Here is a 26,612-nt window from a genome sequence, read left to right on the forward strand (position 1 = left end):
ATGTATAGCGGAAAGTTTTAACCTGCTCTGGCGGCCATCTTCTCGATGGCCGCCGAATAATATACTCTGAGAGTTGAGCCTATGTACTCCCTATTAAGCTAGGTTCGATATAGGTTGTTTCTGGTTCTGACTCTTCTGTTTCGAATTTGGCCGATAAAGAACAACGGAATATATAAGGATAAACAGGTAGCAAAACGCTGGAATTAAAAATGAATGGGCCATATTGGTTGTGCCTGAAATATAGGTTTGTATCAGCGGAATTGTTGCACCACCAACACCTGCCATAACCAACATACCAGAAGCTCGCTCTTTTAACTGGCCAACTTTCGCCAGTGCTAGTGCTTGCAAAGGTTGTTACTATCATGGCGATGAAACTAAACTATCTGCCAGAAATCGCGAGGTAGGGTACAGAAGAGCCATCTTAGAGAATGGTATGACGCCTATAGTTATAGGTTGCGGCTACTCTGAAAAGCTAGGTTCTCTGGCGGTCAATAAGTTTATTGAATTGCCAGAAATTGATGCTGTAGTGTGTGCGTCAGATGCCATTGCGCATGGCTTTATCGGAAGAATGAGGGAAACTGATAACGTAAGGCTAAATAATATTGGACTGATTGGTTTTGAAAATATTTCCTTTAACGACTATCAACATCCTAGCCTGTCATCTGTCGCGATAAACTATCAACAAATGGCAAATGATACCGTTCAATCTTTGTTAAAAAGTGATGAGTACGCACAAGTTATTGTTCGTACAGAATTAAAAACCCGAGAATCGAGCGTTAAGTAATTCGACTGGTAGAGCTTGAATTGCCCTATGCTTGTTAGGCTTCACTGCTTTGATATCCCCCCAATAACCTATTCTCTATTATTGGGGGGAGGTTACTGCTTTTATTCAGTTATCAATTAATTTTGATGAGCAGGTAACGTTTTGCTTTCGTAGGCATCAGCAAAGGCATGGTTTCGATCTCTGTGGCCAGCTTCATCTTCACGTATACGAAGGATGACATCTCTTAACTTCGCATTCGCGGGTAGGTTGTAGTAGCTAATCGCAATTTCAGGTGCTGCTGTGTTCTCGACCTCGCCAGAGTCCACTTTCTCAAGGTACTCGGTGTAGCTTTTACATGCTTCTTCTTCGAAGTAGCCGACTACCCGATGGGCAGTTCTTGAAGAAAGTAAGTAAATTAAGCTGTACACAACAAGGAATACGCCTTGCCCCAGTAAAACCAGCATCCTTTCAGCCCAGCTCGGTTTAGCAATATCGAGGAAAATCATGAGATGCATACGCTCATTCTCTGCCTCGTCGAGCAACTCTCGAATCCAGCCTTCATCATCCTTCATTCTGCGCAGTGACTTCAGGTGGTTGAACATACCTGCCACCATGCCAGGAACCGCGGCAATGGTTTCGAGTATCACAGCTCGTTTCGCATATTTTTTTCCGTAGAATATATTGAGCATAAATTTAAGTAGCTGAGTAATTTTATAGGCGATCTTTTCGGAGATTTTTGTTGCGGCCCTATGGGTGATTTTAAAGCTAGACATGGTTACTTCCTCATGAACACTATTTATTTTATAGTTTTGTATTAAAATCTTTCTACAATATATAAAATAATCCTGTAACCATCTGTGTAGAACAGTGACTAATGAAAGAAGATGGTAACCTACTATTTCTGGTGTAACTTACTCTTTCACTTATCTTTCGACGCCACTTTCACTTTTGCTTTTCTTCAAGATAATCAATTAAACTACCTTTTGTTTGTTTTTTATTCTATTTTACTGTGATTTATATCACTTATTTTCTTCATTTGCTTTCGTATTATCTTTCATAGTTCTTCGAGATAACAAAAGGTAGAGAATGAGCCAAACGCAGAAAGCATGCTTCCATATGATGGCAAAGCCAACCAGTTTTCACTGTAACTTGAAGTGTGATTATTGTTTCTACCTTGAAAAAGAAGGTTCCTTGCCTGCGGCACCAGCGCCAAAGTCGGATTATATGACCGACGGCATGCTTAAGCGCCACATTCGTGATTACATCCGATCGCAGGATAGCAATGATATCGATTTTGCGTGGCAGGGCGGTGAGCCGACCCTTGCTGGCATCGACTTCTATAAGCAAGCGGTGAAGTACCAGCAGCAATATGCGGATGGCAAAAATATCACCAATAGCTTCCAGACCAATGCGGTGGCTATCAACAAGCAATGGGCCCAGTTTTTTGCCGACCATCAGTTTTTAATTGGGGTGTCGATCGATGGCATTTCAGAAGTGCACGATAAATATCGTATTTCAGTCAATGGCCGTCCTACCTTTGAGCGTGTTAAGCGAGCCATTGAATTACTTATAGAGAACGGGGTGCCATTCAATACCCTAACCGTAATTAACGACCAGAACTGGCACAAAGGCCGGGAAACCTATCGCGCTTTGAAAGCCCTCGGTTCGCAGCACCTGCAGTTTATACCAATTGTAGAGCTACAGCCCGAATGCCAAACCATTAATAAAGGCCACTATACCCAACTGGGCAGTGAGGAAAATACACTCGCACCGTTTTCAGTGCCACCTCATGGTTACGGTCAGTTTATGGCGGATGTGTTTGATGAGTGGATTAAAGAAGATGTTGGCCAGGTTTTTGTCCGTATGTTCGACAGCATGCTCGCGACGTGGATGGGCTATCCGGCATCGGTGTGTGTGCAATCGCGTGAATGTGGGCAAGCAATGGTGATTGAAGCCAATGGCGATGTCTATTCCTGCGATCATTACGTCTATCCTGCCAATAAGGTTGGCAACATCAGCCAAACCAATATCGCAACTCTGGCAACCAGTAAACAGCAGCGTCGTTTTGGTAGCGCTAAATCGTCAAAACTGACCCAGCAATGCAAGCAGTGTGACTACCAAGCACTTTGTTTTGGCGGCTGCCCAAAGCACCGCATTCTAGCGGTTGAGGGGGAACGCCAGAAGCACAATTACCTATGTGCCTCTTATCAAAGAATTTTTAGCCATACTGCACCAGCTATGCACTTGATGGCTCAAGAAATACAACAAGGCGGTAATGCCGCTAATGTAATGCCAATTTTAGCCAGAATGACGGCTAACTGACCCTACGAATAAAGGAGTTAACAATGAAACTGTCCTCATCGAAGAAGACGGTACTGGCAGGCTTTGTTGCTGCCGCTTGTGCTGCAGCCCCTGCAATCTCTGTTGCGGCAGAAAAAGCTGAACAGCCCAATGTGTTATTGATCGTGATGGATGATCTCGGGACTGCGCAGCTTGATTTCGCAATGGAAGATATTGATAAGGCAGAGTTGATCAAGCGTCCTGTACCTGCTCGCTATGATGGTGACTTTGACAAGTTATATGATGCAGCTAAGCGCTCAATGCCGAATATCACCGAGCTGGCAAACGAAGGCGTGAGAATGACCAACGCCTACGTTGCAACACCCGTTTGTGGGCCTTCTCGTGCGGGAATGATGACGGGGCGTAATCCACATAGTTTCGGTACTTACAGTAATGATGATGCGAAATTGGGTATCCCTCTCGATATTAAATTGCTGCCAGAGTTGTTTACTGAAAACGGCTATGCAACGGCCAATATCGGTAAGTGGCATAACGCACCAGTGACTAAAAAGTTAGTTCCGGAAGATGTACGTACTCGTGATTACCATGAGAATGAGATCCCATTTGCTAATGAAGGTTTTGGCGCAGAAGAGCGTGGCTTTGATTACTCTTACAGTTACTACGCCTCGGGTGTTGCTTTGTATGATTCGCCAGCTATGTTCCGTAATGGCGAGAATGTACCAGCACCTGGGTATATCACCCACAATCTTACCGATGAAACCGTGAAGTTTATCGAGCAGGCGAATAAAGAAGACAAACCATTCTTCGTTAACCTTGCCTATAGCGTGCCGCATATTCCATTAGAGGAGCCTGCACCAGCGAAATACATGGATCGCTTTAATACCGGTAACGTTGAAGTCGATAAGTACTACGCCCACGTGAACGCATCGGATGAAGGGATCGGTAATATTGTCGATAAGCTCAAAGAGATGGGTGAGTATGAAAACACCCTTATTTTCTTCCTGTCAGATAACGGGGCGGTATTTGAGTCGCCAATGCCGATGAATGGCATGGATCGAGCGTTCAAAGGCACGCGATACCGTGGTGGTGTGCATGTACCGTTTATTGCTCACTGGAAAGGCCAGCTCCCAGAAGGCCAAGTGAATGACACCATGATTTCAGCAATGGATATCCTGCCGACGGCATTAGAAGCTGCAAGCATTGAAGTGCCAGCTGAAATGAAAGTTAACGGCCAGAATATTATGCCGCTGTTTATGGGTGAAGAGCAGGAGCCACATAAGTACCTATACTGGGCAGGCCCTCGAGCGTTGCACTATTCACCAGAAAGTGGTGATTTCTGGAATCATTACTGGAAGTGGATCACCTTCGAAGAAGAGGAGTTCATTCCTAGCCCGTACATCGAGCGCCATTCTAAAGGTGAGTGGGCAATTAAAGACCAAAATTGGTCACTGCACTATTACGATGATGGCAATGCAGAATTCGAGCTGTATAACTACGCAAAAGATCCTGCGGAATCGATTAATCTAGCTGATAAATACCCAGATAAAGTGAAGGAGCTGAAAACGGCTTTCTATAACTGGGTTAAAGATAAGCCTGCACCAATTGCATGGGGGCAGGATCGTTATGAAATCATAACGGAGTCAGCAAAATAACCTTCCATATTGGCCTCTTCGGAGGCCTTTCTGTTTTAAGTTGAGTTAACCGCATGCAAAAGACTATTACAGCCAAGCCGCGTCCGAAAATCCCCTATGAACACCCAGATGCAGCGATGTATCTTAAATTGTGTAAGGAAAACTTTATCCGCCTACGCCATAAAAAAGGCGCCTATCAACAGCATGACGAACGGATCAAACAGGCATTTTCAACCTCCGAATACTCAATACGTCAGCAATGTGATTTATTGGTTCAGTATGTTGCTGAGGCGTTCGACCATTATGCAGTGTGGGATTATACCCATGCCTATTACCCGGGCCGTCCTAGCCAGCAGAGTGCTAGAACCGATGCCATGGAAGGGTGCAGTCGGGTGCTGCCAACATTGGCCGCTTGGCTATATCAGCAGAAAGGTAAATCAGACCTAACAGGGCTAAATGGTAATCTTATCGATGTTGCTGATATTTTAGCGCAGGCTTTTGTTGCAGGAACAGATCCTTCTCACCGAGGTTATTGGGGGGAGCTGCACGACTATGATCAGCGTATTTGCGAAAGTGCCGATTTGGCCCTGACATTGTGGCTGAGTCGAGATTGGGTCTGGCAGAAATTTTCAGCCACCCAGCAACAACAAGTGATCACTTGGTTCAAGCAAGTTAATCACTGCCAAACGGTCGATAATAATTGGCACCTGTTTCCGTTAACGGTTCAACTCGTGGTAAAGGCATTAACAGGGGAAGATATAGTAGAGTTAGACCGCTACGCGCGGATCAAAGAGTTTTATGTCGGCAATGGTTGGTTTCGCGACGGGGCGAAAGGTAATTATGACTATTATAATGCGTGGGGTTTCTTCTATTCCCTGTATTGGATTGAGCAAATTGATCCTGAATTTGATCCTCAGTTTATCCGCCAGAGCTTATCTGAGTTCATTCATGGCTATCGCTACTTCTTTACCCCGCAAGGTCTGCCTTTCTTTGGTCGTAGTGCATGTTATCGCTTGGCGGTATCGGTGCCACAATTGGCAGCGGTTGATTTGGGCATAGGGGTTGATGAAGCATACCCATCGCAGTTGACCGTCGGCGAAGCGAAACATGCATTGCAAAGTAGCCTCCGCTATTTCATTTCTCAAGGTGCATTAAAAAATGGCGCACCAACTCAGGGTGTATTTTCCGAAGATTCCCGACTTATTGATAACTACAGTGGGCCAGCAAGCAGCTTTTGGTCATTAAGGGCATTGAACATTGCACTATTCTGCGGTGAACGTAGCGGTTTGTGGCAGGCAGAATGCCAACCTTTCGAAGTAGAGAAAGGGGATTTTACTTTTTCGATCCCTTCGATTGATGCCAGCGTATTAGGCACTTTCAAAACGAAAGAGGTTGTGGTTATTTTCCATTCAGATTATACCCAAGAGCAAACCCCACTATCTAGAAGGCTGGAAAAGCAAACTATTCGGCATAAAACGCTGGAAATGTTACTTGGTAGAGCAGAAAGGCCAAAGAATAACCTGCTTAGGAAGGGAATTACATGTTACACATCGAAAATGTATCATTTCTTTTGATTTCATAATCTTTCGCTTTGAAGGTGTTTATGTGATCCAGATCTTTTATTTTGTTTTTGTTTTCGAATATGATTAAAGCGAAAGCTAACGAAGGTTTTGAGGTTTTATATGTTTCTGGTTTCTTCTCGCGAAATGCTCCATAAAGCGCAGCTAGGCGGTTACGCTGTCCCTGCTTTTAATATCCATAACTTGGAAACAGTTCAAGTGGTACTTGAAACGGCGGCTGAAATGGCCTCTCCGGTTATTCTTGCTGGTACACCTGGCACGTATTCATATGCAGGAACTGACTATTTGGTTGGTATTTGTAAGGAAGCGGCTAAGCGGTACAAAACACCCATTTCATTGCATTTAGATCACCATGAATCACTCTCTGATATTCAGCGGAAAGTGGAGACTGGGATCAAATCGGCCATGATTGACGGCTCACACTTTAGCTTCGAAGAAAATATCGAGTTAGTTAAGAAAGTGGTGAGTTTCTGTCATCGCTGGGATTGTTCGGTGGAAGCAGAACTTGGTCGTCTAGGCGGGCAAGAAGATGATCTGATTGTGGATGCCAAAGACGCTTTGTATACCGATCCTGATGCTGCGCTTGAATTTGTTACCCGTACTGGTATTGATTCGCTTGCTATCGCAATTGGTACTGCACATGGTATGTACAAAGAAGAGCCTCGCTTAGATTTCGATCGCCTAGGTTTGATTCGTAGCAAAACAGATGTGCCATTGGTACTACATGGCGCTTCTGGTGTGCCAGATGAAGATGTACGCCGCTGTATCGAACTTGGTATTACCAAAGTGAATGTTGCTACAGAGCTGAAAATTGCCTTTTCAGATGCCGTAAAACAGTACTTTATTGAAAACCCGAACGCTAACGACCCTCGCCACTATATTGTTCCTGGTAAAGAAGCGATGAAGAAAGTAGTGATGGAGAAAATTACCGTTTGTGGCAGTGCTGGTCAGCTATAACGTTGAACATGATTATGGGTAAGGTGTCCTCTCTGTGTCTTACCTTTGCTGCACCTGCGCGATTCCCCCCAAGTAGCGGGTGCAGCGTTTTATGCGTTCCATTTTGAATCAAGTGATGAGAGTGAAGTAATGACAGAAAAACATGTTGCTGTGCTATTAGCTGATGGCTTTGAAGAGGGTGAAGCTGTTGTATTTATTGATATCATGCGCCGCCTAGATATCAAGGTCGACGTGCTTTCTTGCATGGAGACAACGGCATTAAAGACCTACTTTGAAACACGGATTACGGCTGATGATACACTTATCAACTGTTTAGATAAGCGTTATGACGCTGTCATGATGCCGGGAGGTCCGCAAGGTACTGATAACCTTACTGCCAACCCAATGGTGATTGAGTTCCTAAAGCAACATATTAGCGATGGGAAATATATCTGTGCATTGTGTTCATCAGGCGCAAAAGTACTTGCTTCACATGGCTTGTTAGAAGGTCGTCTTTATACCACTGGTGATAAATTGGCCGAGAAATTCGACGATGGCGAATATGTTGAGCGTAAGGTGGTAGTGTCTGATCAGTTTATTTCTGGAAGGGGGCTTGGTGTAAGTTTCGAGTTTTCTTTCACTGTGGCTAAAATGCTACTTGCTGATAACCCTGATAAAGTCGACTGGCAAGCGAAGCATATTTACTTCGAACACTGGCCTGACGCTAAAGCGGTGTAACTGAGTAAATCATCAAATTTCACCCCTGTTCTTTCCTGAACAGGGGTTTTTTATAGAGCCTTGTGATGTAATAAACAGCCATCATCACTCACGGCATGGCCGCTATCGTTTAGGGCGGATATCTAGCTACGTGAAACGACCCACTCTTCGTGACAGTCATCGCAGGTTAGCGCTACGTCACTAATACTCTTACTGGTGATTTGAGTCTTGTCTGATTCACACTTTGGGCATTGAGTGCGAGTAGGTGGGCAATTAATGTCGACACAATGATTATCGTTGGTGTGAGTTTTAATCATTGGCTGTTTGCAATCAGGGCAAAGCATTGTAATTACTCCTTGTTAATCCGCCGACCCCTTGTCAGCGGTACTGCTTTTTGTATCAATTAGCATTCTAGAAAATCATCTATGCAATTGTTTTTACAGATGTTTCATTTCCTTGCTGTGTATCCATTTAGGTTTGGCTTGAATAATTAAGCACGGTAAGGAAATAAAACACGGCTAATGTAATAACACTGTTGTTGTTAAATGACTACTTCCCCACCTTTATTGTTGTCTTTTTGTTGATCGGTATCATAAGTGAGTCAAAACAGTGGCACATGCTGTCAAAAATGCGGTAGCTGTGTTTAATATGGCTATATATTGATAGTTTTAGCGCACTTTTAGGAGAGGGAATGAATTACAAGGCGTCATTATTATACGCATGTTCAGGTGTCGGAATATTAATGCTTACTGGGTGCGAAAGTTCGTCAGAATTTACCCCTGACAACAACTACCTTAATCTCACTATGCCGTTGTCTAGCACTGGGTTAAGTGATGTGAGTATTACCGAATTGGTCGATGAAAAGATTCTACAGCCGGAAGGGTTATCTCTTGCTAAAGATAACATTGGCTATCAACAGGGCAAAGCAGACTTAAATGGTGATGGTCAACATGAAGCTTTTGTCTTGATGCAAGATCGTTACTTCTGCGGTAGCGGTGGCTGTACTGCCTATATTTTTGATGGTGACGGTAATGTGTTATCACAGATGAGTGTGACCAAAATGCCTATTCTTGTCGCAGATACAGAACAAAACGGTTGGCGCGATATTATAGTCTGGAGTAATGGCGCATATCGTCAATTAATGCATGATGGTAATGCGTACCCATCCAACCCGTCAGTACAACCTGTGTTTGAGCGTGAGAGTGAGCAACGTCGTGCGATGGGTAAAGTTATGGCGTCTGAGCTTTATCAGCAAGATGGCTATGAGCTTATGTCTGTCGAGAATGAAATGATACTAGAATCAGTTAGGCAGTATCATTTTACCTTCAAACATTATGGCGATCCGCAGTTTTTGTATCATGCCGCTGTAAACGCTGCTGAAGGTACTCTGGAGATCGAACAGAAGGCAGTGCGTTAAATTGAAGCGAAAGACGGGCAAAACGATAGAAAAAGGCTTCTGCTGACCAGTATATGTACATGCAGAAGCCTTTGTTACTCAATATATTATCGGGCCTTGGGTTTAAGCTTCTTGTGCTTCAACCTCACTCGCAATAAATCCACCGGTTTGGTGATCCCATAGTTGAGCATAAATACCGTTGTGCTCGAGTAGCTCTTGATGTGAGCCTTGCTCGACGACTTGGCCTTGATCTAACACGATCAGGCGGTCCATTGCGGCAATAGTCGATAGACGGTGCGCGATAGCGATAACCGTTTTACCTTCCATTAGCTCATATAAACTCTCCTGAATGGCGGCTTCAACTTCTGAATCCAACGCGGAAGTAGCTTCATCGAGAATAAGCAGCGGCGCATCTTTAAGCAGCACACGGGAAATGGCAACCCTCTGGCGTTGTCCTCCAGACAGTTTTACGCCTCGTTCACCCACTTGGGCATCATAACCCGAGTTACCATAAGGGTCGGTTAAGGTTTCAATAAACTCATGCGCGTGCGCCTGCTTGGTTGCGGTTAGTAATTCTTCTTCTGATGCATCAGGCCGGCCGTATAAAATATTCTCACGAATAGAACGGTGAAGCAGGGAAGTATCTTGTGTCACCATACCGATTTGACTACGAAGAGAATCTTGCTTAACGTCTGAAATGGTCTGACCGTCAATTTTAATCGCACCAGATTCAACATCGTGGAAACGCATTAACAAGTTAACCAAGGTGGATTTACCCGCGCCAGAGCGACCCACTAACCCGACTTTTTCACCCGGTTTAATCTTAAGGTTAAGCTTTTCGATAACGCCTTTGCCTTCACCGTAGTGGAAGCTGACATTATCAAATTCAATGCCACCTTGGGTTACATTCAGTGTTGGTGCATTGGGCTTATCTTTAATCGCGACCGGTTGAGACAGGGTTTTCATGCCATCAACAACAGTACCAAGATTTTCGAATAAACCGCCCACTTCCCACATGATCCATTTCGACATACCGTTGATACGTAATGCAAGGCTAACGGCAATGGCTATCGAGCCAATGGTAATGGCTGCACTTGACCAAAGCCAAATAGATAAGCCTGCAATGGCAAATACCAATAGGTAGTTAATGGCTTCTACCGAGATATTAAATCCGGTGACTAGGCGCATTTGGCGGTAGACGGTATTCATAAACCCCGACATACCTTGCTCGGCATATTCGGTTTCGCGGTTAGTATGAGAAAACAGTTTTACTGTTGAAATATTGGTGTAGCTGTCGACAATGCGGCCAGTCATCGTTGAACGTGCATCTGCTTGCTCTGTTGCGATATGCTTCAGCTTAGGTACGAAGTAAAGTTGGATACCAATATAAGCGGCAAGCCAAAGCAGCATTGGGATCATCAACCGAGAATCAGACTGACCAATCATCACCACCATTGAGGTGAAATACACGATGATGTAGACCAATACGTCGAGTAATTTCATCACGGTTTCACGTACTGAGAGTGCTGTTTGCATCACTTTGGTGGCAATTCGGCCAGCAAATTCATCTTGATAGAACGAAACACTTTGACGTAACAGGTAGCGGTGAGCCATCCAACGAATCGACATGGGGTAATTCCCCAATAGCGTTTGGTGAACAATCAGCGAATGTAGCGTGATCAGTATTGGGACAACAATGACGACCAGTAAGCCCATGCCCATTAACTTGCCCCCTTCTTCAGCCCAGAAGGTCTCGGGGTTATGAACGCTTAACCAATCAACGAGTTGTCCCATAAAACCAAATAAGGCGACTTCGACAATGGCAATAAGCGCACTGAGGATCGACATAGCGATTAACGGCAACTCAAAGCCGCGGGTATAGTAGCGACAAAAAGCAAATAAGCCTTTTGGCGGCTGTTCAGGTTCATGGGGGGGAAATGCTGATGACAGCTTTTCGAAACGTTTGTACATAAAATGATGGTTCCAGTCGAACTAATGTTTTTGGCAAAATAGCCAATACTTTACGGGTATCAGCACCATGGAAAATAAAAGAGGAATGATGTTGTTTTGAGCTAGCAGCTGCCAGAAGCAGCGGCTTCTAGTTTTAACCACAGTGTTTGAGTCTCACGATTGAATAACAATTGTACATTTCTACAGAGAGTTGGTTAAGACCTATTTCTTTTTTATTTATGCCTAATACTGCTTGTTAGCTTGCACCAGAACACAGAGGAGCGTTAGAGACGGTGAAGATTGTACAAATAGAATCAGAACAGACATTGCCAATTCGCCATCAGGTACTTTGGCCAAATCATGATGAGGATTTTTGCCGAGTATCAGGCGATGAAAACGGTCAACACTACGGCGTGTATATCAATGAACAGTTAGTATGCGTGGCGTCTGTGTTTATTGAAGGTCAGGCTGCGAGGTTGAGAAAGTTCGCGACCTTAGTCAATTATCAACAACAAGGTATAGGCACTGCGTTAATTACGGAAATCGTACAACAGCTGGCAAAGAGTAATGTTACGTATTTCTGGTGTGATGCACGAGAATCAGCGTTAAGCTTTTATTCACGTTTTGGCATGAAGCCCCAAGGAGAGCGCTTCTTTAAAGGGGAAGTAGCTTACTTCAAAATGTCGGTAGAGCTGCCTTTATAGTCGATTGCTTCTTTATGATTATTCACCGCATGTTTGGCTGGATGTTACGGGTAACCTTTGTTTAAATAGCCATAGTATTATTCCTCTTATGCTCAAGAGGATTACAGGAAGTCGATATAAAAGGATTAATCATGGAATCTGTTCAGCAGTTATCAGTAAATTTGACACCTATCAGTGATAAGCCGTTCAAGTTGGCGGAGTGTCCGCGCTGGGATTGGCGAAATAAGGCATGGCTATGGGTCGATATTGCGAATGGAGAGCTGTGGCGCTACCGCGACAATCAGTTAGACGTTCGTGGTTGGGATGAACAGCTAGGTTGTTTTGCTATGTGGCGTGATGAGGGTTTTATCCTTGCTGCAAAATCAGGGGTATATAGTCTCGATTGCTGGGAAGGCGAACGTCAGCTGGTGGCCCCACTTATTTCTGAATTCCCACGTATGCGTTTTAATGATGGTCGTGCTGCACCAAGTGGACACTTTGTTGCTGGAACGCGTAACGGTGCCAAAGTCGGCGATCAAGGGCAATTTTATCAATTGACCGCGGATCGCCAAATTCAGCCGATGCCGATGTATGCATGGACGTGTAATGGTCTGGCATTTTCACCTTGTGGGCATTATTTATACTGGGCTGATACCGGGACAAGCTTGGTATACCGAGCAGATTATAACCCTCAAACAGGGGAATATGGCGAAAGTCAGGTTTTCTGTGATTTGACCGAAAGCGATGGTCGTCCCGACGGTGCTAGTGTCGACAGCGAAGGGGGCTATTGGGTGGCAATGTATGGCGGACGCTCTGTTTTACGGATCAGTCCAGAAGGCAAAGTGACGCATAAAGTACCTGTACCAGCAGAAAGCCCAACGATGGTGGCCTTTGGTGGTGAAGACGGTAAACAAATGGTTATAACAACTGCTGAAAGTGCTGATGCAGCCGCTCAAGTATTTATTGCAGACGTCGAGTGGCAAGGCCTAGAAGAGCCACTAGTGACGATTATCTAGTCAGGGTTCGTTGAAAATATAGGGTCCGTTGAAAATAAAAGGTTGCTTGCTGGCGTATTAAGTCAGCAAGCAACGAATGAACCTATTCATTTTCCCCAACGAGGCAATTTCGGCCTTTGGCTTTGGCTTGATAAAGACATGCATCGGCACGTCGGATCATTTCATGAATGTTGGCATCGGCATTCACCACACCAAGGCTAATGGTGTATTTTATCTTGTTACTGAGTATGGTTAATTCAGTCTCGGCAATATCGTTAAGCAGTGCTTGTAAGCGTTGGTTAAAAATGGGGAATGAATTGCCATAAAGAATACAAAACTCTTCGCCGCCAAAGCGAGCAACCAATGCATCTGGAAAGTAACGTTTTAACGTGTTTGATAACTCGATCAGCACGATGTCACCAATATGGTGGCCATATGTATCATTGAGTAGTTTGAAGTTATCAATATCAATTAATGCTAAACATCGCGGGCCTTTATACGTTTTTACCAGTGGCTGCTCGAAGAAATAGCGGCGGTTCCAAGATTGGGTGAGATAATCTTTATTGGCGAGCAGGTAAAGATTGCGTTCAGAATCCAGAATATTCAATGTACTGTGTAGACGACAGTAGAACTCTTCTTGGTTGAATGGCTTTTTTAAAAAATCGTTTGCACCTGCTTTTAAGAACCGGGCCGTTAGCGAAGCTTCGTCACTCGCCGATAGGCCAATAACCGCGAGTTGACCTGGACGAAAGCGCTTTCTGAGTTCTTTAATTAAGCTAACACCATCACGCTCAGGCATCGAGTAGTCTGTGATCACTAAAGAGATATCTTTTTCTTTCGTAATAACCTCTAAAGCTTGGTTACCATTACTGGCTTCAATGACGGTAAGATATTGGCGCTCAAGTAAGCTACGAATATACTTACGAGCTGTTATCGAGTCATCAACCACGAGTGCTTTGTGGTCACCATTATTTTCGAGACGCTTCAATATAGGGATGATGCTAGTAATACAGCTTGGGCTGTCTTTTGGGATGTAATCAATGACCGTTTTAGCGAGCACACGTTCACGTGTTATTTCATCCATTAAAGCGGTTAAGACTATCACTTTAACGTCAACAGAAAGACAAAGATCTATAATTTCGCCATCTTGACCGTCGGGTAAACAGTAATCAAGAATCGCGCATAGAAAATCAGTTCCTTCGTCTAAAATTCTTTCTGCTCCCGCAATCGTATCGGTTAGAACTGGGGTATAACCCGCTTTTCTTAGCTCGTTTTCGATAACTCGTCGGAATGGTCGGCTATCTTCAACGACTAATATTTTTTGTTCCATTACCTTATACCTTGAAGGAAATTAAATTTAGTTTATTTGTAACAAATAATTCGAGCATTATGAGCTATTTTATTTTGAAGTACAAATAATCAATTAAAGATAATTAATCATCAATTTCGTAAAACTGTAAACGGGTTATTATCTCTGTTAGTTGATTAAATCATGGTGAAGTATGAATGGTCAATTAAACAACAAAGCGAATGAATAACATGTGCACTTAAAGAAAAAGTATTCCTAATCATCATCTTATACTGTACTGGTTGCATAATAGTGCTTGTGATTGTCGTGGTACCTATTAAGATTGAATTATTTACTTAATGGAAGATGTTCATTTTATGTTGGCTGGGTGAATATTATCGTTTAGTACTATAAAGAAAACTTTCTGTTAGGCGGAAATAAAGCTGTGTTACTTTGTGGTTGAAGAAATTTTAGTTATCTTAATATTTAATTTTAATGCTGAATATTATGTTTATATTCACTTAACTATTATCGTTATATTAATCTTAATAAAAAGCCGCAAAAATTGCGGCTTGTTTGTTTAAGTGTGGCTTCGTGACTTAACTGTTATGACTCTGCCAAATCATTTCACATTGCTGGCTCCCATTTTGCGCGATAGGTTGTTCGATAAGCCAACGCAAAGGTGATATTACAGGGCTTGTCGTGAAGCGCACCGATGTTTCTAAAATCGCAGAAAGCGGTACCGATAAATCAAAGTCCTCAAACTTACCCGTGACTTCAATTGGGGTTTGAAGGCTGAATATTTGTGCCCGTTTTGATTGAGGTCGTAAGAATAATGCAAAGTCACGGTCCGCATAGCTGGCATTGAACTGCCCATTGACCTGAATACGGGTGGTATCCAGTATAAGGTCTCGTTGCTTCATTGTGCCGTTATTGATATCTAAACCAGCTGCTACGCAATTTAGTACAGATGGGTCATTATTGGTGATGCTTGGCAGAATGGCATCTGTCAGGCTGACAGCCCAAAGATCAATTAAATCGGCCTCAAAGGTTTCTGGCCATGCAGCAAATCCAATAAAACCATTGGCATTATTCATTAAGCTATCGGGTGAATTTGCCAAGCTGGATAACTGGAACTGTGTGCTGAGTCGGCCATACATTTCACTGTCAGGCGCAAGTCTGCGGGCAAGAATGCCGTAATCAAAATTGGTGACATTACCACTGAGTTGGATATCAAATAGATCATCTTGTGCTTTGATGGTACTTGCAATCGCAATGTCTCCGCCTGGTAGTTTGACGGTCAGCGGTTTTAATGAAAAGACCCCATCTTTCAGTGTCCAACCAAGTTGACCGCTGCCAAGCCAATCTTCGCCTGAACGTACTTCATCAACTGATAATTGGAAATTAGCATTTAACATCTCAAGCCCCTTTGGACTAATGAGTGCTGACGCTTCTTGCTCTGTGTTTTCCGACGGGGTTGATCCAGTTGGCTTGTTAACATCGACTTCTTTTTCCCATGCTTGCCATTCGCCAACTTTAAAGTCATCCAGCTGGATAAATGGTGCGGCTAGGTCCAGTGCTAAGTCAGGCTTTGATTCTGCTTGTAAAGGGGGAAGGTAAGTACCAAAACCCGTTAGCTGGCTATTGTTAACTTGGATCAGCATGTCTTTCAGGTGATAGCCGATGTCATCCAATGAAAGTTGCGCTTTTAATGTGACAGGGCCATAAGGGGGGAGGTCGATACTCGAGAAGGGGGTGAATCGGTCCAAGTTTGGAGTATAGGCTTCAAAAGCCAGATTCAGGTTCTGCATATCAATTGGCAACGATAGCTGAGATTGCGCATTAAAGCGCATGTCTGCAATATTGACCGCAAGATCTACCGGTAATGTTTCACGCCCATCATTGGCTTGCTTGAGCGAGAGTGTCTCAAGTTTTATGCTTGTCGCTTGACCTGCAGCCAACCCGTTAAATGAGAGCGCTGTCTCGGTATTTGGCCCGGTAATAAACTTTCCGTTATCTAAAGTAACTGTAAGGGCTTTCCCAGTATAGCTATCTGCAAGGCTGGCTTTTCCTCCAAATAATTGAGCATCGACTGCGGTATGCTCCATCAGCTCAATAATGGTATTGCCTGATAACGATATGGCAAGTTGAGCACGTTGCAGTTGGATATCAAAGTCATTACTTACCGCAAATGTAGACAGTATGTCGCCGACGTTAGGTTTATCAACAGCAAGGTTTAACTGGGCATTGATATTGGTATTGTTTATGCCAAAGGCTAGATCACCCGAATAAAGGCTGTTGAGATAAGTTGCTTTAAAAGGGGATGCACGCATTTGGCCGTTACGTAAGTTGCCGTTAAATGAGAGATCATCAATGTGTTGATCGGCCCATTTCAGGGTATTTGCTCGGAAGTTAAGATCGGCATCGGCAATAACGATGTCATGCCCCAATAGCGGTACATCGAGGTTCACCCCTTGGGTTGGAACAGTTTGCTCGACTTGTGGCAACTCGTCATCATTAATAAATTGACCGAACTGGGTGAAATCCAGCATGGAAAAGTTGGCATCAAAATGCAGGAAAGGTCGTTGAGCATCAGGCTGCCATCGAAGATCTATATTGCCTTGACTGTTCATCAGTGCAAAGTTTGGCATCGCAAGTTCAATCCATCCGTCTTGATAGTGAAGCTTGCCGTCAATATTAATTTTTCCATTCATGCTAGCTTGTGTGCCGAGCCATGGACTGAGTTTGCTGGCATCATCGCTGGTGACTTTTAGATCAAACCAACTGCCATCTTGCCATTGGGTTTGCTTAAGCATACCTGTTGCATTGACTGAAATCGCTGGGCTATCGATAGTTAACTGAGTTGGCCAGTCACGCTGTTCTAGAATATCACCCAATGTGCCTGCCTTCGCTTGAATATGGGCAGGTAACCCCATTAATTGACCTTGGATATCAGAGTTAAAGGGAAGGTTCATCCCTGCTGCTAATCGTGCTTTAGTGATACTAAAGCTGGCTTCACTGCCCCATTCAACCAATGCATCATCGATTGAAAGCTCTATTTGACTATTGTCGAGCCATTCTGACAGTTTAGTACCTTGGGTATTGACGTTCAGCGCCGCTTTATCGAGGTTACCACGTGCATAAGGCATACCGGTTAGCCAGCGTGCCATTTCACCGAGTGGTGATTGTGTTGCACCTAGTGCGATATTCAACGTTGAATGCCAATCTGTAGCATCTAATGTGGCTTGTCCACGAAAAGGCACTTCGGCGATATTGGCTGTCATGGGGGCGGTAAGCATGCCATCTTTACCTGTAACGGATAGCGATAGGCTATCAACAGGGGTGCCTAAGCCTTTGATTTCACCAATCACGAGATCTAGATTAGTGCTTGTTTTCATTAACCATTGATCGAGTGCGCGTTGCAAAGGGGACGGCTGCGGTGGTGCCGAGCTGAAACCTCGCACCATTGGCATAGGTTCAGGTTGTAACCAAGGGCGTAGGTCAATGAATGGAATATTCAATTCACCATCAATCGTATTGTGGTCGCCAAGGGTGATATCAAGGTGGCCAGCACCTTGGGTGATAGGGCTATCGATGACGAGATCTTGCACTGATAACGTATTGGCCGATGCGTGAATTTGAGTCGTTAAACTCAGTGGTGCAATATGCTTAACATCTAAACCAAGCAAGGCTTCGATTGGCTGCGTGTTTTGCCATTGTAGGGCGATATCTGCAATAGATTCACCTTGATCTAACGGCACAATATCTGCGTCCACTTTTAATTCAGCACCCGCAAAGTGACCTCTAGCCGTGATTTTTCCTGCTTGTTTATTGATTAGGTCTTCAAGTTCACCTTCCAGAGTAAGGTTATACTCTTGTCCTATGGCTGCGCCTTGTGCCGTAAATACCCATACTTCAGTTGGCTGGCTAAGGGAGAGGGTGTTTAAATACCAATCGAAAAAAACACCTTCTTGCTGGTCGTCGTAAACGATTGAGATATTTTTGGCTGAAATCTGATCATTCAATACCAGCATTAAGGGCGAACTGTTGCTGTTATCATCTGTTTTTTTGCTGATTTCGGCTGGATTAGAATCTGCAGATCCAAACGCCCAATTCACATTGCCATCTTGGCCTTTGCCTAGATGAAGACGAATATCTTCGAGTTCAAGGAAGTCGACTGCCAGAGTACCTTTGAGAAGAGGTAAAATGGCGACTTTCGCACTTAGCCTGCCAGAGCTGAGCATAGGCTGCCATTCAAAGGCATCAATATTGGCAATGCTAACGCCATTCAGGTTTACCTCGGGGCGAAAAGACAATAACAGTCCAATGTCACCTTCAATGTGGGTTTCACGTTCAAGGTTGGCTGTTAGCCATTGATTTATTTCGCTGCGGTAAGGGGTCAGATCAAGTTGGATCCCATAACTAAGCGCCGCGCTTGTAATAACCACAGGGCTTAGCACTGCGATTCCTAACCATTTACCGAGTCGACGCAATTTATTCTTTTTCTTTGGTGAAGAATGATCACTTTGCTCTGCTGTGTTGCTGGTTGAAGCTGACGGTTTGATATTTTGAGTCATACGCACTGCCGGATGATGTAATGGTGTCGAGGAAGATGGAGGTCATATTTTTGCATGCCGTTTTATTGGGTGAAGATAGCATGAACACAGAATAGAAAATACGTGTTGCATACAATCTGACGTAGTGTTTACAAAATTGATTTCAATAATCTTGATGATGACTTTTAACGATTTGAGTCATATGACAAAGCAGAATACAATTTCCCCAAGATGGGAGAATCCTATGACAGAGAATATGACCTCAACCTTAACGGTCAACGAATTACGTTCTGGCTTTGAGTCAGACCCGAGCAGCTTTTTAACCGTATCACTTGCTATGAATCAACATTTAGTGATTTCCGGCGTATCGGGGTGTGGAAAGTCCAGTTTATTGCAAATCTTAGCAGGGCTTCGTCCTGCTGCTTCTGGCCATATGATTTGGCAGCATCATACCGTTAGTGAAAGCAATCTTGATTGGTGGCGTCAGCAGTTTTGTTATTTACCCCAGCAACCCGTTATGGGAGGGGAAACACTACTTGATGTACTGCTATTACCTTGGATGATGAAAGCGGTCTCGATACCGAAACCAGCGTTCACAGAATGTGAGGATATACTTCAATCCTTACAGCTTAAGCATCCATTGTCGCATTCTGTTAAGCAGCTTTCTGGTGGAGAAAAGCAACGTCTTGCAATCGGACGGGCGCTGTTAATGAAACGCTCGCTATGGTTGTTGGATGAACCAACCTCAGCACTTGATCCTCAAAGTCGTGATCGCCTTATCGCAATATTGAAAGAGCACTCATTAAAGATGATATCGATATCGCATGATCCTGTTTGGGTTGCAGCGGCTGACTTTCATCACCACATGGGAGATGCATAATGGCCGATACACTTTCTATTAGTTCTTGGGCGTTGGCTGGGTTTTATCTTCTGTATTTGATCCCATTATTTTTGTTTCAACGTTGGCAATTGGGGCTCGGACGTACTCTTGTTTCTGCTGCTTTAAGAATGACAGTGCAACTTGCTGTGGTTGGGCTTTATCTTCAGACTTTATTTGAGTTTCAAAACCCTTGGTTAAACTCACTCTGGCTAACCATTATGGTTGGTGTGGCTGGTTTGAGTATATGTCGTCGCTCCGGGGTTAAAATAAAAGTGATATTACCTGCCGTTATTGCAGGGCAAGTAGCCGCTATGCTGGTGGTACTGCCGTTAATGCTTGCGGGGGTTATACAAGCCGATCCTTGGTGGCAGGCTCAGTATTTAATTCCTGTGGCTGGCATGCTGTTAGGTAATTGTTTAGCTGCAAATGTACTGGCCTTAGAACGCTGGTATAGCGGATTAAAAGATCGGCATGATGAATATCAGTTTTATTTGGCAATGGGCGCAAAAAAACCGGAAAGGCCTTTTATTCAAACAGCGGTGAAGGCAGCACTAGCGCCACAACTCGCGTCTATGACAACGCTTGGTATTGTCAGTTTACCCGGAATGATGACCGGCCAGATCTTAGGCGGAACAGAGCCGTTATTAGCGGTTAAATACCAGTTAGTGATTATGGTTGCGATTTTTGTGTCAGCGACCTTGTCGGTGGTGACGTCGTTAACGCTGGCAAGTCGTTCGGCTTTCAATGCTTATGGGCAATTGAAGGTTTGATGGGAAAATAGGTCACGGTACTAATCTATTGGTTTATTATCAAAATAACTGATTACCTGTTTTTTGCGGGTTAGCATAGACAAAAAAATAGTCGGCATTGCCGACTATTTTTTTATGAGAAATGTAAACCTTAGTCTGCCATTTCTGCATTGTGGTAAACGTTTTGCACGTCGTCACAATCATTTAGTGCATCAAGGAATTTTTCAAATGATGCAATGTCATCGCCTGCAATCTCAGTCATTGTTTGAGGAACAAAAGAGATTTCTTCAACGTCTAACGTTACGTCAGGCATTGTAGCGGTTAATGCATTTTTTACTTTGAAAAACTCAGTATGCGGTGCGTAAACAGTGATGACACCGTCTTCACATTCGATGTCGCTTACGTCAACATCTTCCATCATTAGGTTTTCTAGCACAGCTTCTTCATCGTCACCGTTAAACTGGAATACAGCCTGGTGCTCGAACATGTGGCCAACAGTACCTGGACCGCCGATTTTCGCGTTATTCTTAACGAATGCTTGACGAACATCCATGAAAGTACGGTTGTTGTTGTCTGTTAGACAGTCAACGATAACCATGCAGTTTCCTGGACCGAAACCTTCGTAGCGCGCAGTTGAGAAATCTTCACCGCCGCCACCTTTCGCTTTATCGATCGCTTTTTCGATAACGTGAGATGGCACTTGGTCTTTTTTCGCTTTTTCGATCAAACGGCGAAGTGCAAGGTTGGTGTCAGGATCTGGACTACCATTCTTAGCACAAACATAGATCTCTTTACCGTATTTTGAGTAAACCTTGATCTTTGCGCCTTGCGTTTTGGCCATAGATAATTTGCGTACTTCGAACTTTCTTCCCATGAGGAATCACTCTCTTTGTTGATATTTGGGATAGCTGTTGGGGGCAGATTTTACCAGCAAGCAAGCCTTGATGGCTAGAGCTAATAATAGCTTTCTAAGGGGGAAGCGTGATTATCGTGGCTTAAAAAGTGAAGCATATCAATTTCCTCGAGAGCCACAGATGCCGTGATTGTTATCCGGTCCACTAATTACGCTTGTCTAAAATATGGCCATGATTACGTTATAAGCAGTGACAAATAACAATGGCAAATGAAAATTTGAACGTATTGGTATTGTGGCGATGAAAAAACACTCAGTCAGTTTTTATTGATAAACTTGTGCTTTACAGAACGATTAGATGTCCGTATTATTCGCCGCACAACGGAGAGATGGCTGAGTGGCCGAAAGCACCTGACTTGAAATCAGGCGAGGGGCGACCCTCCTAGGGTTCAAATCCCTATCTCTCCGCCACATTCAGAAAGCCCAGCAGAAATGCTGGGCTTTCGTCGTTTAAGTGGCAACGAAAGGGGTTTGAAAATCCTGCCATACCAAAATCACTCCGCCACATTAGAAGAAGCCGCTGATTTATCAGCGGCTTTTTTGCATCTAGAGTATATAGAACCTAAGGTTCAGCCGAGTAAAGCGAGACAACGTTACTAGCCGAAGGCGTTTTGAAGTAACGGCCCGTAGGGCGAAGTAAATCCGTAATACCCTCGTAGCACTCCGCCACATTCAGAAAGCCCAGACTGCGCGTCCCGGCAGAAATGCTGGGCTTTTGTCGTTTTAGTGGCAACGAAAGGGGTTTGAAAATCCTGCCATACCAAAATCGCTCCGCCACATTAGAAGAAGCCGCTGATTTATCCGCGGCTTTTTTGCATCTTTGCCAAACGAGCTTCGCTACTCATTACTAACCAAAAATCGTGATTTAGCATAACTTGCATATATCTGCTTGCGTCAAACAAGTAAACTCTGCTGTTCAGTATGGCTTTTGATATTAGCTCTTATCGGGGGAGTCAACTTATGACCAGTTGTAATGGTACGTTTATATCGACAACTGATAAACGCATATATTAACGGCGCTGGCCAAGTTTAATGAATCGATCTTACCACTACCTGTGATCGTAAAAGGCTGAGCGTTACAATCGGCTAAAGCTTGCTTAGGTACGCCACGAGCTTCGTTACCAAAGAGGTAACAATCATAGTCGGAAAATTGGGGTGTATTAACCTTATCACCCTGCATGTCAAGATAGGCAAAACGCTTAAAGCGCTGATTTAACTCAGTAATCTCAACGCCTTGCTCGATAGGCAAGTGAAAAATTGCCCCCATGCTTGAGCGCACTACTTTTGGGTTATAGGGATCGACACTGTTGTTACTTAATAACAAGCGAAAGTGACCAAACCACGCTAGGCTACGCAAAATAGTGCCCAGGTTGCCGGGATCTTGTACCTCATGTAAGTAGATACAGCGCTCACCGTCTTGCAGAGGTGTTCTTTCTGTCTGGGTAGGCAAAGGGACACAAGCGATGATACCTTGTGGCGTTTTAGTATCACTCAGTCCAGCCATCTGTTTGTTACTAATAGCAGTGATCGTGTAAGAGTGATTAAGCTGCTGTGCCCATGCTTGATACTCATCAGTCACATATAAAATAGTGTTTTTTAGATAGGGCTGAGACAATGCTGCTTTATCCAGTTCGAGGATTAAGTGCTCCCCTTCAACTAAATAGTGACCAAACTGCTCACGATATTTTTTTTGATGCAGCTTCTTTGCATTATCCAGTTTCATAAATGGTCCTGTTTCATATATTGTGCCTTACTAACTCTTCGCAGGCGATTGTACTCTTTTGTTTCGCAAAATGTCACCACTGCAAGTCAGGAGATATTTGCAAAAAAACGGGACAGGACTACAATAGCGCTCCCTATATTTTACCAACATGGCGAACAACCTATGGCACGTTCAAAAACCAGTAAGAAATGGCTCGATGAACACGTTAACGATCCTTATGTAAAAAAAGCTCAAGCCGATGGTTATCGATCGCGAGCGAGCTATAAGCTGATTGAAATTAATGAAAAAGATCAGCTTATCAAGCCAGGAGATATCGCTATGGACCTTGGTTCGGCACCGGGCGGTTGGTCACAGATTGTTGCTCCAATCGTTGGGGATAATGGCCAAGTGATCGCCTCTGATATTTTGCATATGGATGGCATGACGGGCGTCACCTTTATTCAGGGCGATTTTACTGATGAAGCTGTCTATGAGCGTATATTGCAAACCTTAGATGGTAAAGGGGTTGATACGGTGATCTCGGATATGGCACCCAACTTAAGTGGAGTAAAAACGACCGACCAATACAGTTCAATGTATCTTGTTGAGTTGGCTCTAGATATGGCGCGTAATGTTTTAAAACCGGGTGGTAACTTTTGTGCTAAGGTTTTCCAAGGCGTTGGGTACGAAGAGTATGTTAAAGATGTTCGAACTTCCTTTAGCAAAGTCATTATTCGTAAGCCTGCTGCTTCACGCCCACGCTCTCGAGAGGTATATGTGGTAGGTAAAGGATTTAAAGGGTAGCGCGAGCCACTTAACTCCCCTTTTACACCTTTGTACCTTGATAAATGTGCCGAGGGGAGAAATCCTATTTAACTTTCCGAGCTTATTACCTTTCCAGCATTGGACGTTTGTTCTCTACGCCATTCCACTCATCCGCATCCTCGGGTGGTGGTATAACCTCAACAATATTAGGCCAAATCTTACTGAGTTCTGCGTTGAGCTCGATAAACTCAACCTGATCAGGCGGTATTTCCGTATCCTGATAAATGGCATCCGCTGCACATTCTGGCACACATAATGAGCAATCGATGCAAATATCTGGGTCGATCACTAAAAAGTTAGGGCCTTCAAAAAAGGCATCGACTGGGCAAACTGCCACACAGTCGGAGTACTTGCATTTGATGCAGTTCTCGGTCACTACAAAAGTCATTTAAACGCTATATCTTCATTCATCGAGTGTGGCGTAATTTTAGAGAATAACCCTCAAAACACAAGTTTCTTTGTGAGTGATATCGTGTAAAATCCTGCCCATAATTTCGTATCTCGATCTTATCCTGCCCTGACGGAAAGGCCGTCCGGCATATACAAAGAGTAATTTAACTTATGCTACGTTTAACTGACATCAAACTGCCCCTTGATCACGATGAGCTTGCGCTCGAACAAGCCATTTTGGAAAAACTCAAAATTAAAAAAGCGCAACTGTTGTCCTTTACTATGTTTAAACGTGGTTATGATGCCCGTAACAACAAAAATATTCAGCTTATCTATACGCTTGATGTCGAAGTAGACAATCAAGCACAGTTGCTTGAAGAATTTGCTAACGATCACCGAGTAAAAGAAACGCCAGACATGAGCTATAAGTTTGTCGCGCAGGCTCCTGAAGAGTTAGAGGAACGACCGGTTGTTATCGGTTTTGGTCCGTGCGGACTGTTCTCGGCGCTTATTTTAGCGCAGATGGGCTTTAAACCAATTGTGCTTGAACGTGGTAAGGCTGTGCGTGAGCGTACAAAAGATACGTTTGGTTTTTGGCGTAAAAAGCCGTTAAATACCGAGTCAAATGTGCAATTTGGTGAAGGTGGAGCTGGTACTTTCTCAGATGGCAAACTTTATACACAGATCAAAGATCCTAACCATTATGGTCGTAAAGTGATCAATGAGTTTGTTGACGCAGGCGCGCCAGAAGAGATTCAATATGTCAGTAAGCCGCATATTGGCACTTTCAAACTGGTAGGCATGATTGAAAAGATGCGCGCAAAAATCATCGAGCTTGGTGGTGAAATCCGCTTTAGTACGCGTGTGGATAAACTCGATCTTGTCGATAACCAAGTCCAAGGACTACACCTATCAACGGGTGAGTACCTGAAAAGCAAGCACGTAATTTTGGCGGTTGGTCATAGTGCGCGTGATACGTTTAGCTCGCTTTATGAACAAGGCGTCTTTATGGAAGCAAAACCGTTCTCGGTTGGCTTCCGTATTGAGCATGAGCAGAGTGCTATCGACCGTTGTCGCTTTGGTGATAACGCAGGGAATCCTTTACTGGGTGCTGCTGATTACAAATTAGTCCATCACTGTAAAAATGGACGCAGTGTTTATAGTTTCTGTATGTGCCCAGGAGGAACCGTGGTTGCAGCCACGTCTGAAGAGGGACGCGTAGTAACAAATGGTATGAGCCAATACTCTCGCCATGAACGCAATGCTAACAGTGCCATTGTAGTTGGAATCTCTCCAGAAGAGGACTACCCTGGCCATCCATTAGCAGGTATTGAGTTGCAACGTAAACTCGAAGAGTTGGCATTTAAAGAAGGTGGCGAAAACTACCATGCACCCGCTCAGCTCATTGGTGACTTCTTGGCAGGGAAATCAAGTCAAGAAATTGGTGACGTTAAGCCATCTTACACACCTGGTGTAACGCTTTCTGATTTGAGTAAAGTCGTGCCAGATTATGTGACTGAAGCCATCCGTGAAGCGATTCCTGCGTTCGAGAAGAAGATCAAAGGGTTCTCAAAACCTGATGGCATGTTGACGGGTGTTGAAACTCGTACTTCTTCTCCTATCTGTATCAAGCGAGGCAAAGATTGCCAGAGCATCAATACCTCAGGCTTGTACCCTGCAGGTGAGGGAGCGGGTTATGCAGGAGGCATTCTCTCGGCAGGTATCGATGGTATTCGTGTCGCTGAAGCCGTTGCACGTGCAATGACTGAACAAAAATAGAGAGTAAAAATACTCCATTCGAAAGGCCTGACAATGTCAGGCCTTTTTTAGTTTGTTTGCCTCTACTCTAGCCCTAATCCTAATCCTAATCCTAATTCAGGCTGACTTTCCCAAAAGCCCTGCTACCCATAGCATCGAAACCTTTTTGAAAGTCATCAATCTTTAAGTGATGTGGATAATTGGTGACGTAATGCTAAAGGCACAAATCTCAACAACAATACAAATATCTGTTAGCTAAAGCTATTTGAGTTTAGAACTAATAATACCGTTCATAAAAGGTGGCCAAATTAACGATGCCACTACATCCAGCAGAAATACGTAAAGCCAAAGATGATTACGGTTATTACATTATTAAAAAAGAAGAAACTAGCATTTATTCGCTGCGTTATGCGTTTTTTGCATGATGAAGCCATACTTGGCATTTCACAATATATGAATAACATATAATTATTCAGATGTTTTCATTCCTATTTATTATTTGTTTTGTGCTAGGGTGGATATGCTAAATGTTTGATTCTGCTTGATTTTATAATTATTAATGATCGTGTAATTTCATAATAATGGAATTGCTTCTAAAT

At 43.8% G+C, this 26,612-nt stretch carries 21 protein-coding genes and 1 tRNA gene; 14 read left to right on the top strand and 8 right to left on the bottom strand.

What is annotated here, in order from left to right; all coding sequences use genetic code 11:
• Positions 1-93: 93 nt before the first annotated feature.
• On the bottom strand, positions 94-348 hold the full coding sequence (locus L4D78_RS03620; protein ID WP_428465690.1) for a hypothetical protein: 255 nt from the start codon (positions 346-348) through the stop codon (positions 94-96).
• On the opposite strand from L4D78_RS03620, the gene L4D78_RS03625 reads away from it, so the two are divergent.
• On the top strand, positions 293-784 hold the full coding sequence (locus tag L4D78_RS03625; protein ID WP_428465713.1) for a substrate-binding domain-containing protein: 492 nt from the start codon (positions 293-295) through the stop codon (positions 782-784). The genes L4D78_RS03620 and L4D78_RS03625 overlap by 56 nt on opposite strands.
• Before the next feature lie 116 nt (positions 785-900).
• Here the strand turns inward: L4D78_RS03625 and L4D78_RS03630 are convergent, their stop codons facing one another.
• The gene (locus L4D78_RS03630) at positions 901-1,536 is read right to left on the bottom strand and encodes an alternative oxidase (RefSeq protein WP_428465691.1); all 636 of its coding nucleotides are present in this window, start codon (positions 1,534-1,536) and stop codon (positions 901-903) included.
• Between the two features lie 313 nt (positions 1,537-1,849).
• Here L4D78_RS03630 and L4D78_RS03635 point away from each other — a divergent pair, with 313 nt between their 5' ends.
• The 6 genes from L4D78_RS03635 to L4D78_RS03660 all read left to right on the top strand — a co-directional run bounded on the left by L4D78_RS03635 (position 1,850) and on the right by L4D78_RS03660 (position 9,345).
• Entirely contained in the window at positions 1,850-3,085 is a 1,236-nt protein-coding gene (locus L4D78_RS03635) for an anaerobic sulfatase maturase (protein WP_428465692.1), read from the top strand.
• A 23-nt stretch (positions 3,086-3,108) separates the two neighbouring features.
• On the top strand, positions 3,109-4,716 hold the full coding sequence (locus L4D78_RS03640) for a sulfatase family protein (RefSeq protein ID WP_428465693.1): 1,608 nt from the start codon (positions 3,109-3,111) through the stop codon (positions 4,714-4,716).
• A gap of 53 nt (positions 4,717-4,769) precedes the next feature.
• Positions 4,770-6,269 carry a DUF2264 domain-containing protein gene (locus tag L4D78_RS03645; protein WP_428465694.1) on the top strand — a complete coding sequence of 500 codons (1,500 nt, stop codon included), beginning with the start codon at positions 4,770-4,772 and terminating at the stop codon, positions 6,267-6,269.
• A gap of 108 nt (positions 6,270-6,377) precedes the next feature.
• Positions 6,378-7,232, top strand: coding sequence for a tagatose bisphosphate family class II aldolase (locus L4D78_RS03650; RefSeq protein WP_428465695.1), 855 nt, complete (start codon positions 6,378-6,380; stop codon positions 7,230-7,232).
• A 129-nt stretch (positions 7,233-7,361) separates the two neighbouring features.
• Positions 7,362-7,949 (top strand): DJ-1/PfpI family protein, encoded by a 588-nt coding sequence (locus L4D78_RS03655; protein ID WP_428465696.1) that lies wholly within the window; start codon positions 7,362-7,364, stop codon positions 7,947-7,949.
• A gap of 670 nt (positions 7,950-8,619) precedes the next feature.
• The gene (locus L4D78_RS03660) at positions 8,620-9,345 is read left to right on the top strand and encodes a hypothetical protein (protein WP_428465697.1); all 726 of its coding nucleotides are present in this window, start codon (positions 8,620-8,622) and stop codon (positions 9,343-9,345) included.
• Positions 9,346-9,447: 102 nt separating this feature from the next.
• Here L4D78_RS03660 and L4D78_RS03665 read toward each other — a convergent pair whose 3' ends face one another.
• Positions 9,448-11,295, bottom strand: a complete 1,848-nt coding sequence (locus L4D78_RS03665; RefSeq protein ID WP_428465698.1) for an ABC transporter ATP-binding protein — start codon at positions 11,293-11,295, stop codon at positions 9,448-9,450.
• A gap of 272 nt (positions 11,296-11,567) precedes the next feature.
• Between L4D78_RS03665 and L4D78_RS03670 the strand changes: the two genes are divergently transcribed.
• Entirely contained in the window at positions 11,568-11,978 is a 411-nt protein-coding gene (locus L4D78_RS03670) for a GNAT family N-acetyltransferase (protein ID WP_428465699.1), read from the top strand.
• 131 nt (positions 11,979-12,109) lie between these two features.
• Positions 12,110-12,973, top strand: coding sequence for an SMP-30/gluconolactonase/LRE family protein (locus L4D78_RS03675; protein WP_428465700.1), 864 nt, complete (start codon positions 12,110-12,112; stop codon positions 12,971-12,973).
• Between the two features lie 82 nt (positions 12,974-13,055).
• On the opposite strand, the gene L4D78_RS03680 is transcribed toward L4D78_RS03675, so the two are convergent.
• Together L4D78_RS03680 and L4D78_RS03685 are read right to left on the bottom strand one after the other, a co-directional pair.
• Positions 13,056-14,282, bottom strand: a complete 1,227-nt coding sequence (locus tag L4D78_RS03680) for a response regulator (RefSeq protein ID WP_428465701.1) — start codon at positions 14,280-14,282, stop codon at positions 13,056-13,058.
• Between the two features lie 557 nt (positions 14,283-14,839).
• The gene (locus tag L4D78_RS03685) at positions 14,840-18,817 is read right to left on the bottom strand and encodes an AsmA family protein (protein ID WP_428465702.1); all 3,978 of its coding nucleotides are present in this window, start codon (positions 18,815-18,817) and stop codon (positions 14,840-14,842) included.
• A 223-nt stretch (positions 18,818-19,040) separates the two neighbouring features.
• On the opposite strand from L4D78_RS03685, the gene L4D78_RS03690 reads away from it, so the two are divergent.
• Together L4D78_RS03690 and L4D78_RS03695 are read left to right on the top strand one after the other, a co-directional pair.
• On the top strand, positions 19,041-19,676 hold the full coding sequence (locus L4D78_RS03690) for an ABC transporter ATP-binding protein (protein WP_428465703.1): 636 nt from the start codon (positions 19,041-19,043) through the stop codon (positions 19,674-19,676).
• Positions 19,676-20,446, top strand: a complete 771-nt coding sequence (locus L4D78_RS03695) for an ABC transporter permease (protein ID WP_428465704.1) — start codon at positions 19,676-19,678, stop codon at positions 20,444-20,446. The genes L4D78_RS03690 and L4D78_RS03695 overlap by 1 nt, the downstream gene beginning before the upstream one ends.
• 130 nt (positions 20,447-20,576) lie before the next feature.
• Here L4D78_RS03695 and L4D78_RS03700 read toward each other — a convergent pair whose 3' ends face one another.
• On the bottom strand, positions 20,577-21,299 hold the full coding sequence (locus tag L4D78_RS03700; RefSeq protein WP_428460946.1) for a YebC/PmpR family DNA-binding transcriptional regulator: 723 nt from the start codon (positions 21,297-21,299) through the stop codon (positions 20,577-20,579).
• A gap of 362 nt (positions 21,300-21,661) precedes the next feature.
• Between L4D78_RS03700 and L4D78_RS03705 the strand changes: the two genes are divergently transcribed.
• Positions 21,662-21,749 (top strand) — tRNA-Ser (locus tag L4D78_RS03705).
• Between the two features lie 571 nt (positions 21,750-22,320).
• Here L4D78_RS03705 and L4D78_RS03710 read toward each other — a convergent pair.
• Positions 22,321-23,061, bottom strand: a complete 741-nt coding sequence (locus L4D78_RS03710; RefSeq protein ID WP_428465705.1) for a TrmH family RNA methyltransferase — start codon at positions 23,059-23,061, stop codon at positions 22,321-22,323.
• Between the two features lie 162 nt (positions 23,062-23,223).
• Here L4D78_RS03710 and rlmE point away from each other — a divergent pair, with 162 nt between their 5' ends.
• Positions 23,224-23,844 carry a 23S rRNA (uridine(2552)-2'-O)-methyltransferase RlmE gene (rlmE, locus tag L4D78_RS03715; RefSeq protein WP_428465706.1) on the top strand — a complete coding sequence of 207 codons (621 nt, stop codon included), beginning with the start codon at positions 23,224-23,226 and terminating at the stop codon, positions 23,842-23,844.
• A gap of 85 nt (positions 23,845-23,929) precedes the next feature.
• On the opposite strand, the gene fdxA is transcribed toward rlmE, so the two are convergent.
• The gene (gene fdxA, locus L4D78_RS03720; protein WP_428465707.1) at positions 23,930-24,253 is read right to left on the bottom strand and encodes a ferredoxin FdxA; all 324 of its coding nucleotides are present in this window, start codon (positions 24,251-24,253) and stop codon (positions 23,930-23,932) included.
• 173 nt (positions 24,254-24,426) lie between these two features.
• Between fdxA and L4D78_RS03725 the strand changes: the two genes are divergently transcribed.
• Positions 24,427-26,034, top strand: coding sequence for an NAD(P)/FAD-dependent oxidoreductase (locus L4D78_RS03725; protein ID WP_428465708.1), 1,608 nt, complete (start codon positions 24,427-24,429; stop codon positions 26,032-26,034).
• Positions 26,035-26,612 lie beyond the last annotated feature (578 nt).

It is taken from the genome of Photobacterium minamisatsumaniensis, from assembly GCF_050336695.1.
Taxonomy (GTDB): Bacteria; Pseudomonadota; Gammaproteobacteria; order Enterobacterales; family Vibrionaceae; genus Photobacterium; species Photobacterium minamisatsumaniensis.

Excerpts from the sequence above, each read along its gene's own strand:
- L4D78_RS03675 (WP_428465700.1), top strand. The coding sequence starts at position 12,110 with ATGGAATCTGTTCAGCAGTTATCAGTAAATTTGACACCTATCAGTGAT.
- L4D78_RS03650 (WP_428465695.1), top strand. The coding sequence starts at position 6,378 with ATGTTTCTGGTTTCTTCTCGCGAAATGCTCCATAAAGCGCAGCTAGGC.
- L4D78_RS03665 (WP_428465698.1), bottom strand. The coding sequence starts at position 11,295 with ATGTACAAACGTTTCGAAAAGCTGTCATCAGCATTTCCCCCCCATGAA.
- L4D78_RS03635 (WP_428465692.1), top strand. The coding sequence starts at position 1,850 with ATGAGCCAAACGCAGAAAGCATGCTTCCATATGATGGCAAAGCCAACC.
- fdxA (WP_428465707.1), bottom strand. The coding sequence starts at position 24,253 with ATGACTTTTGTAGTGACCGAGAACTGCATCAAATGCAAGTACTCCGAC.
- rlmE (WP_428465706.1), top strand. The coding sequence starts at position 23,224 with ATGGCACGTTCAAAAACCAGTAAGAAATGGCTCGATGAACACGTTAAC.
- L4D78_RS03655 (WP_428465696.1), top strand. The coding sequence starts at position 7,362 with ATGACAGAAAAACATGTTGCTGTGCTATTAGCTGATGGCTTTGAAGAG.
- L4D78_RS03700 (WP_428460946.1), bottom strand. The coding sequence starts at position 21,299 with ATGGGAAGAAAGTTCGAAGTACGCAAATTATCTATGGCCAAAACGCAA.
- L4D78_RS03645 (WP_428465694.1), top strand. The coding sequence starts at position 4,770 with ATGCAAAAGACTATTACAGCCAAGCCGCGTCCGAAAATCCCCTATGAA.
- L4D78_RS03630 (WP_428465691.1), bottom strand. The coding sequence starts at position 1,536 with ATGTCTAGCTTTAAAATCACCCATAGGGCCGCAACAAAAATCTCCGAA.
- L4D78_RS03695 (WP_428465704.1), top strand. The coding sequence starts at position 19,676 with ATGGCCGATACACTTTCTATTAGTTCTTGGGCGTTGGCTGGGTTTTAT.
- L4D78_RS03690 (WP_428465703.1), top strand. The coding sequence starts at position 19,041 with ATGACAGAGAATATGACCTCAACCTTAACGGTCAACGAATTACGTTCT.
- L4D78_RS03685 (WP_428465702.1), bottom strand. The coding sequence starts at position 18,817 with ATGACTCAAAATATCAAACCGTCAGCTTCAACCAGCAACACAGCAGAG.
- L4D78_RS03680 (WP_428465701.1), bottom strand. The coding sequence starts at position 14,282 with ATGGAACAAAAAATATTAGTCGTTGAAGATAGCCGACCATTCCGACGA.
- L4D78_RS03725 (WP_428465708.1), top strand. The coding sequence starts at position 24,427 with ATGCTACGTTTAACTGACATCAAACTGCCCCTTGATCACGATGAGCTT.
- L4D78_RS03640 (WP_428465693.1), top strand. The coding sequence starts at position 3,109 with ATGAAACTGTCCTCATCGAAGAAGACGGTACTGGCAGGCTTTGTTGCT.
- L4D78_RS03710 (WP_428465705.1), bottom strand. The coding sequence starts at position 23,061 with ATGAAACTGGATAATGCAAAGAAGCTGCATCAAAAAAAATATCGTGAG.
- L4D78_RS03660 (WP_428465697.1), top strand. The coding sequence starts at position 8,620 with ATGAATTACAAGGCGTCATTATTATACGCATGTTCAGGTGTCGGAATA.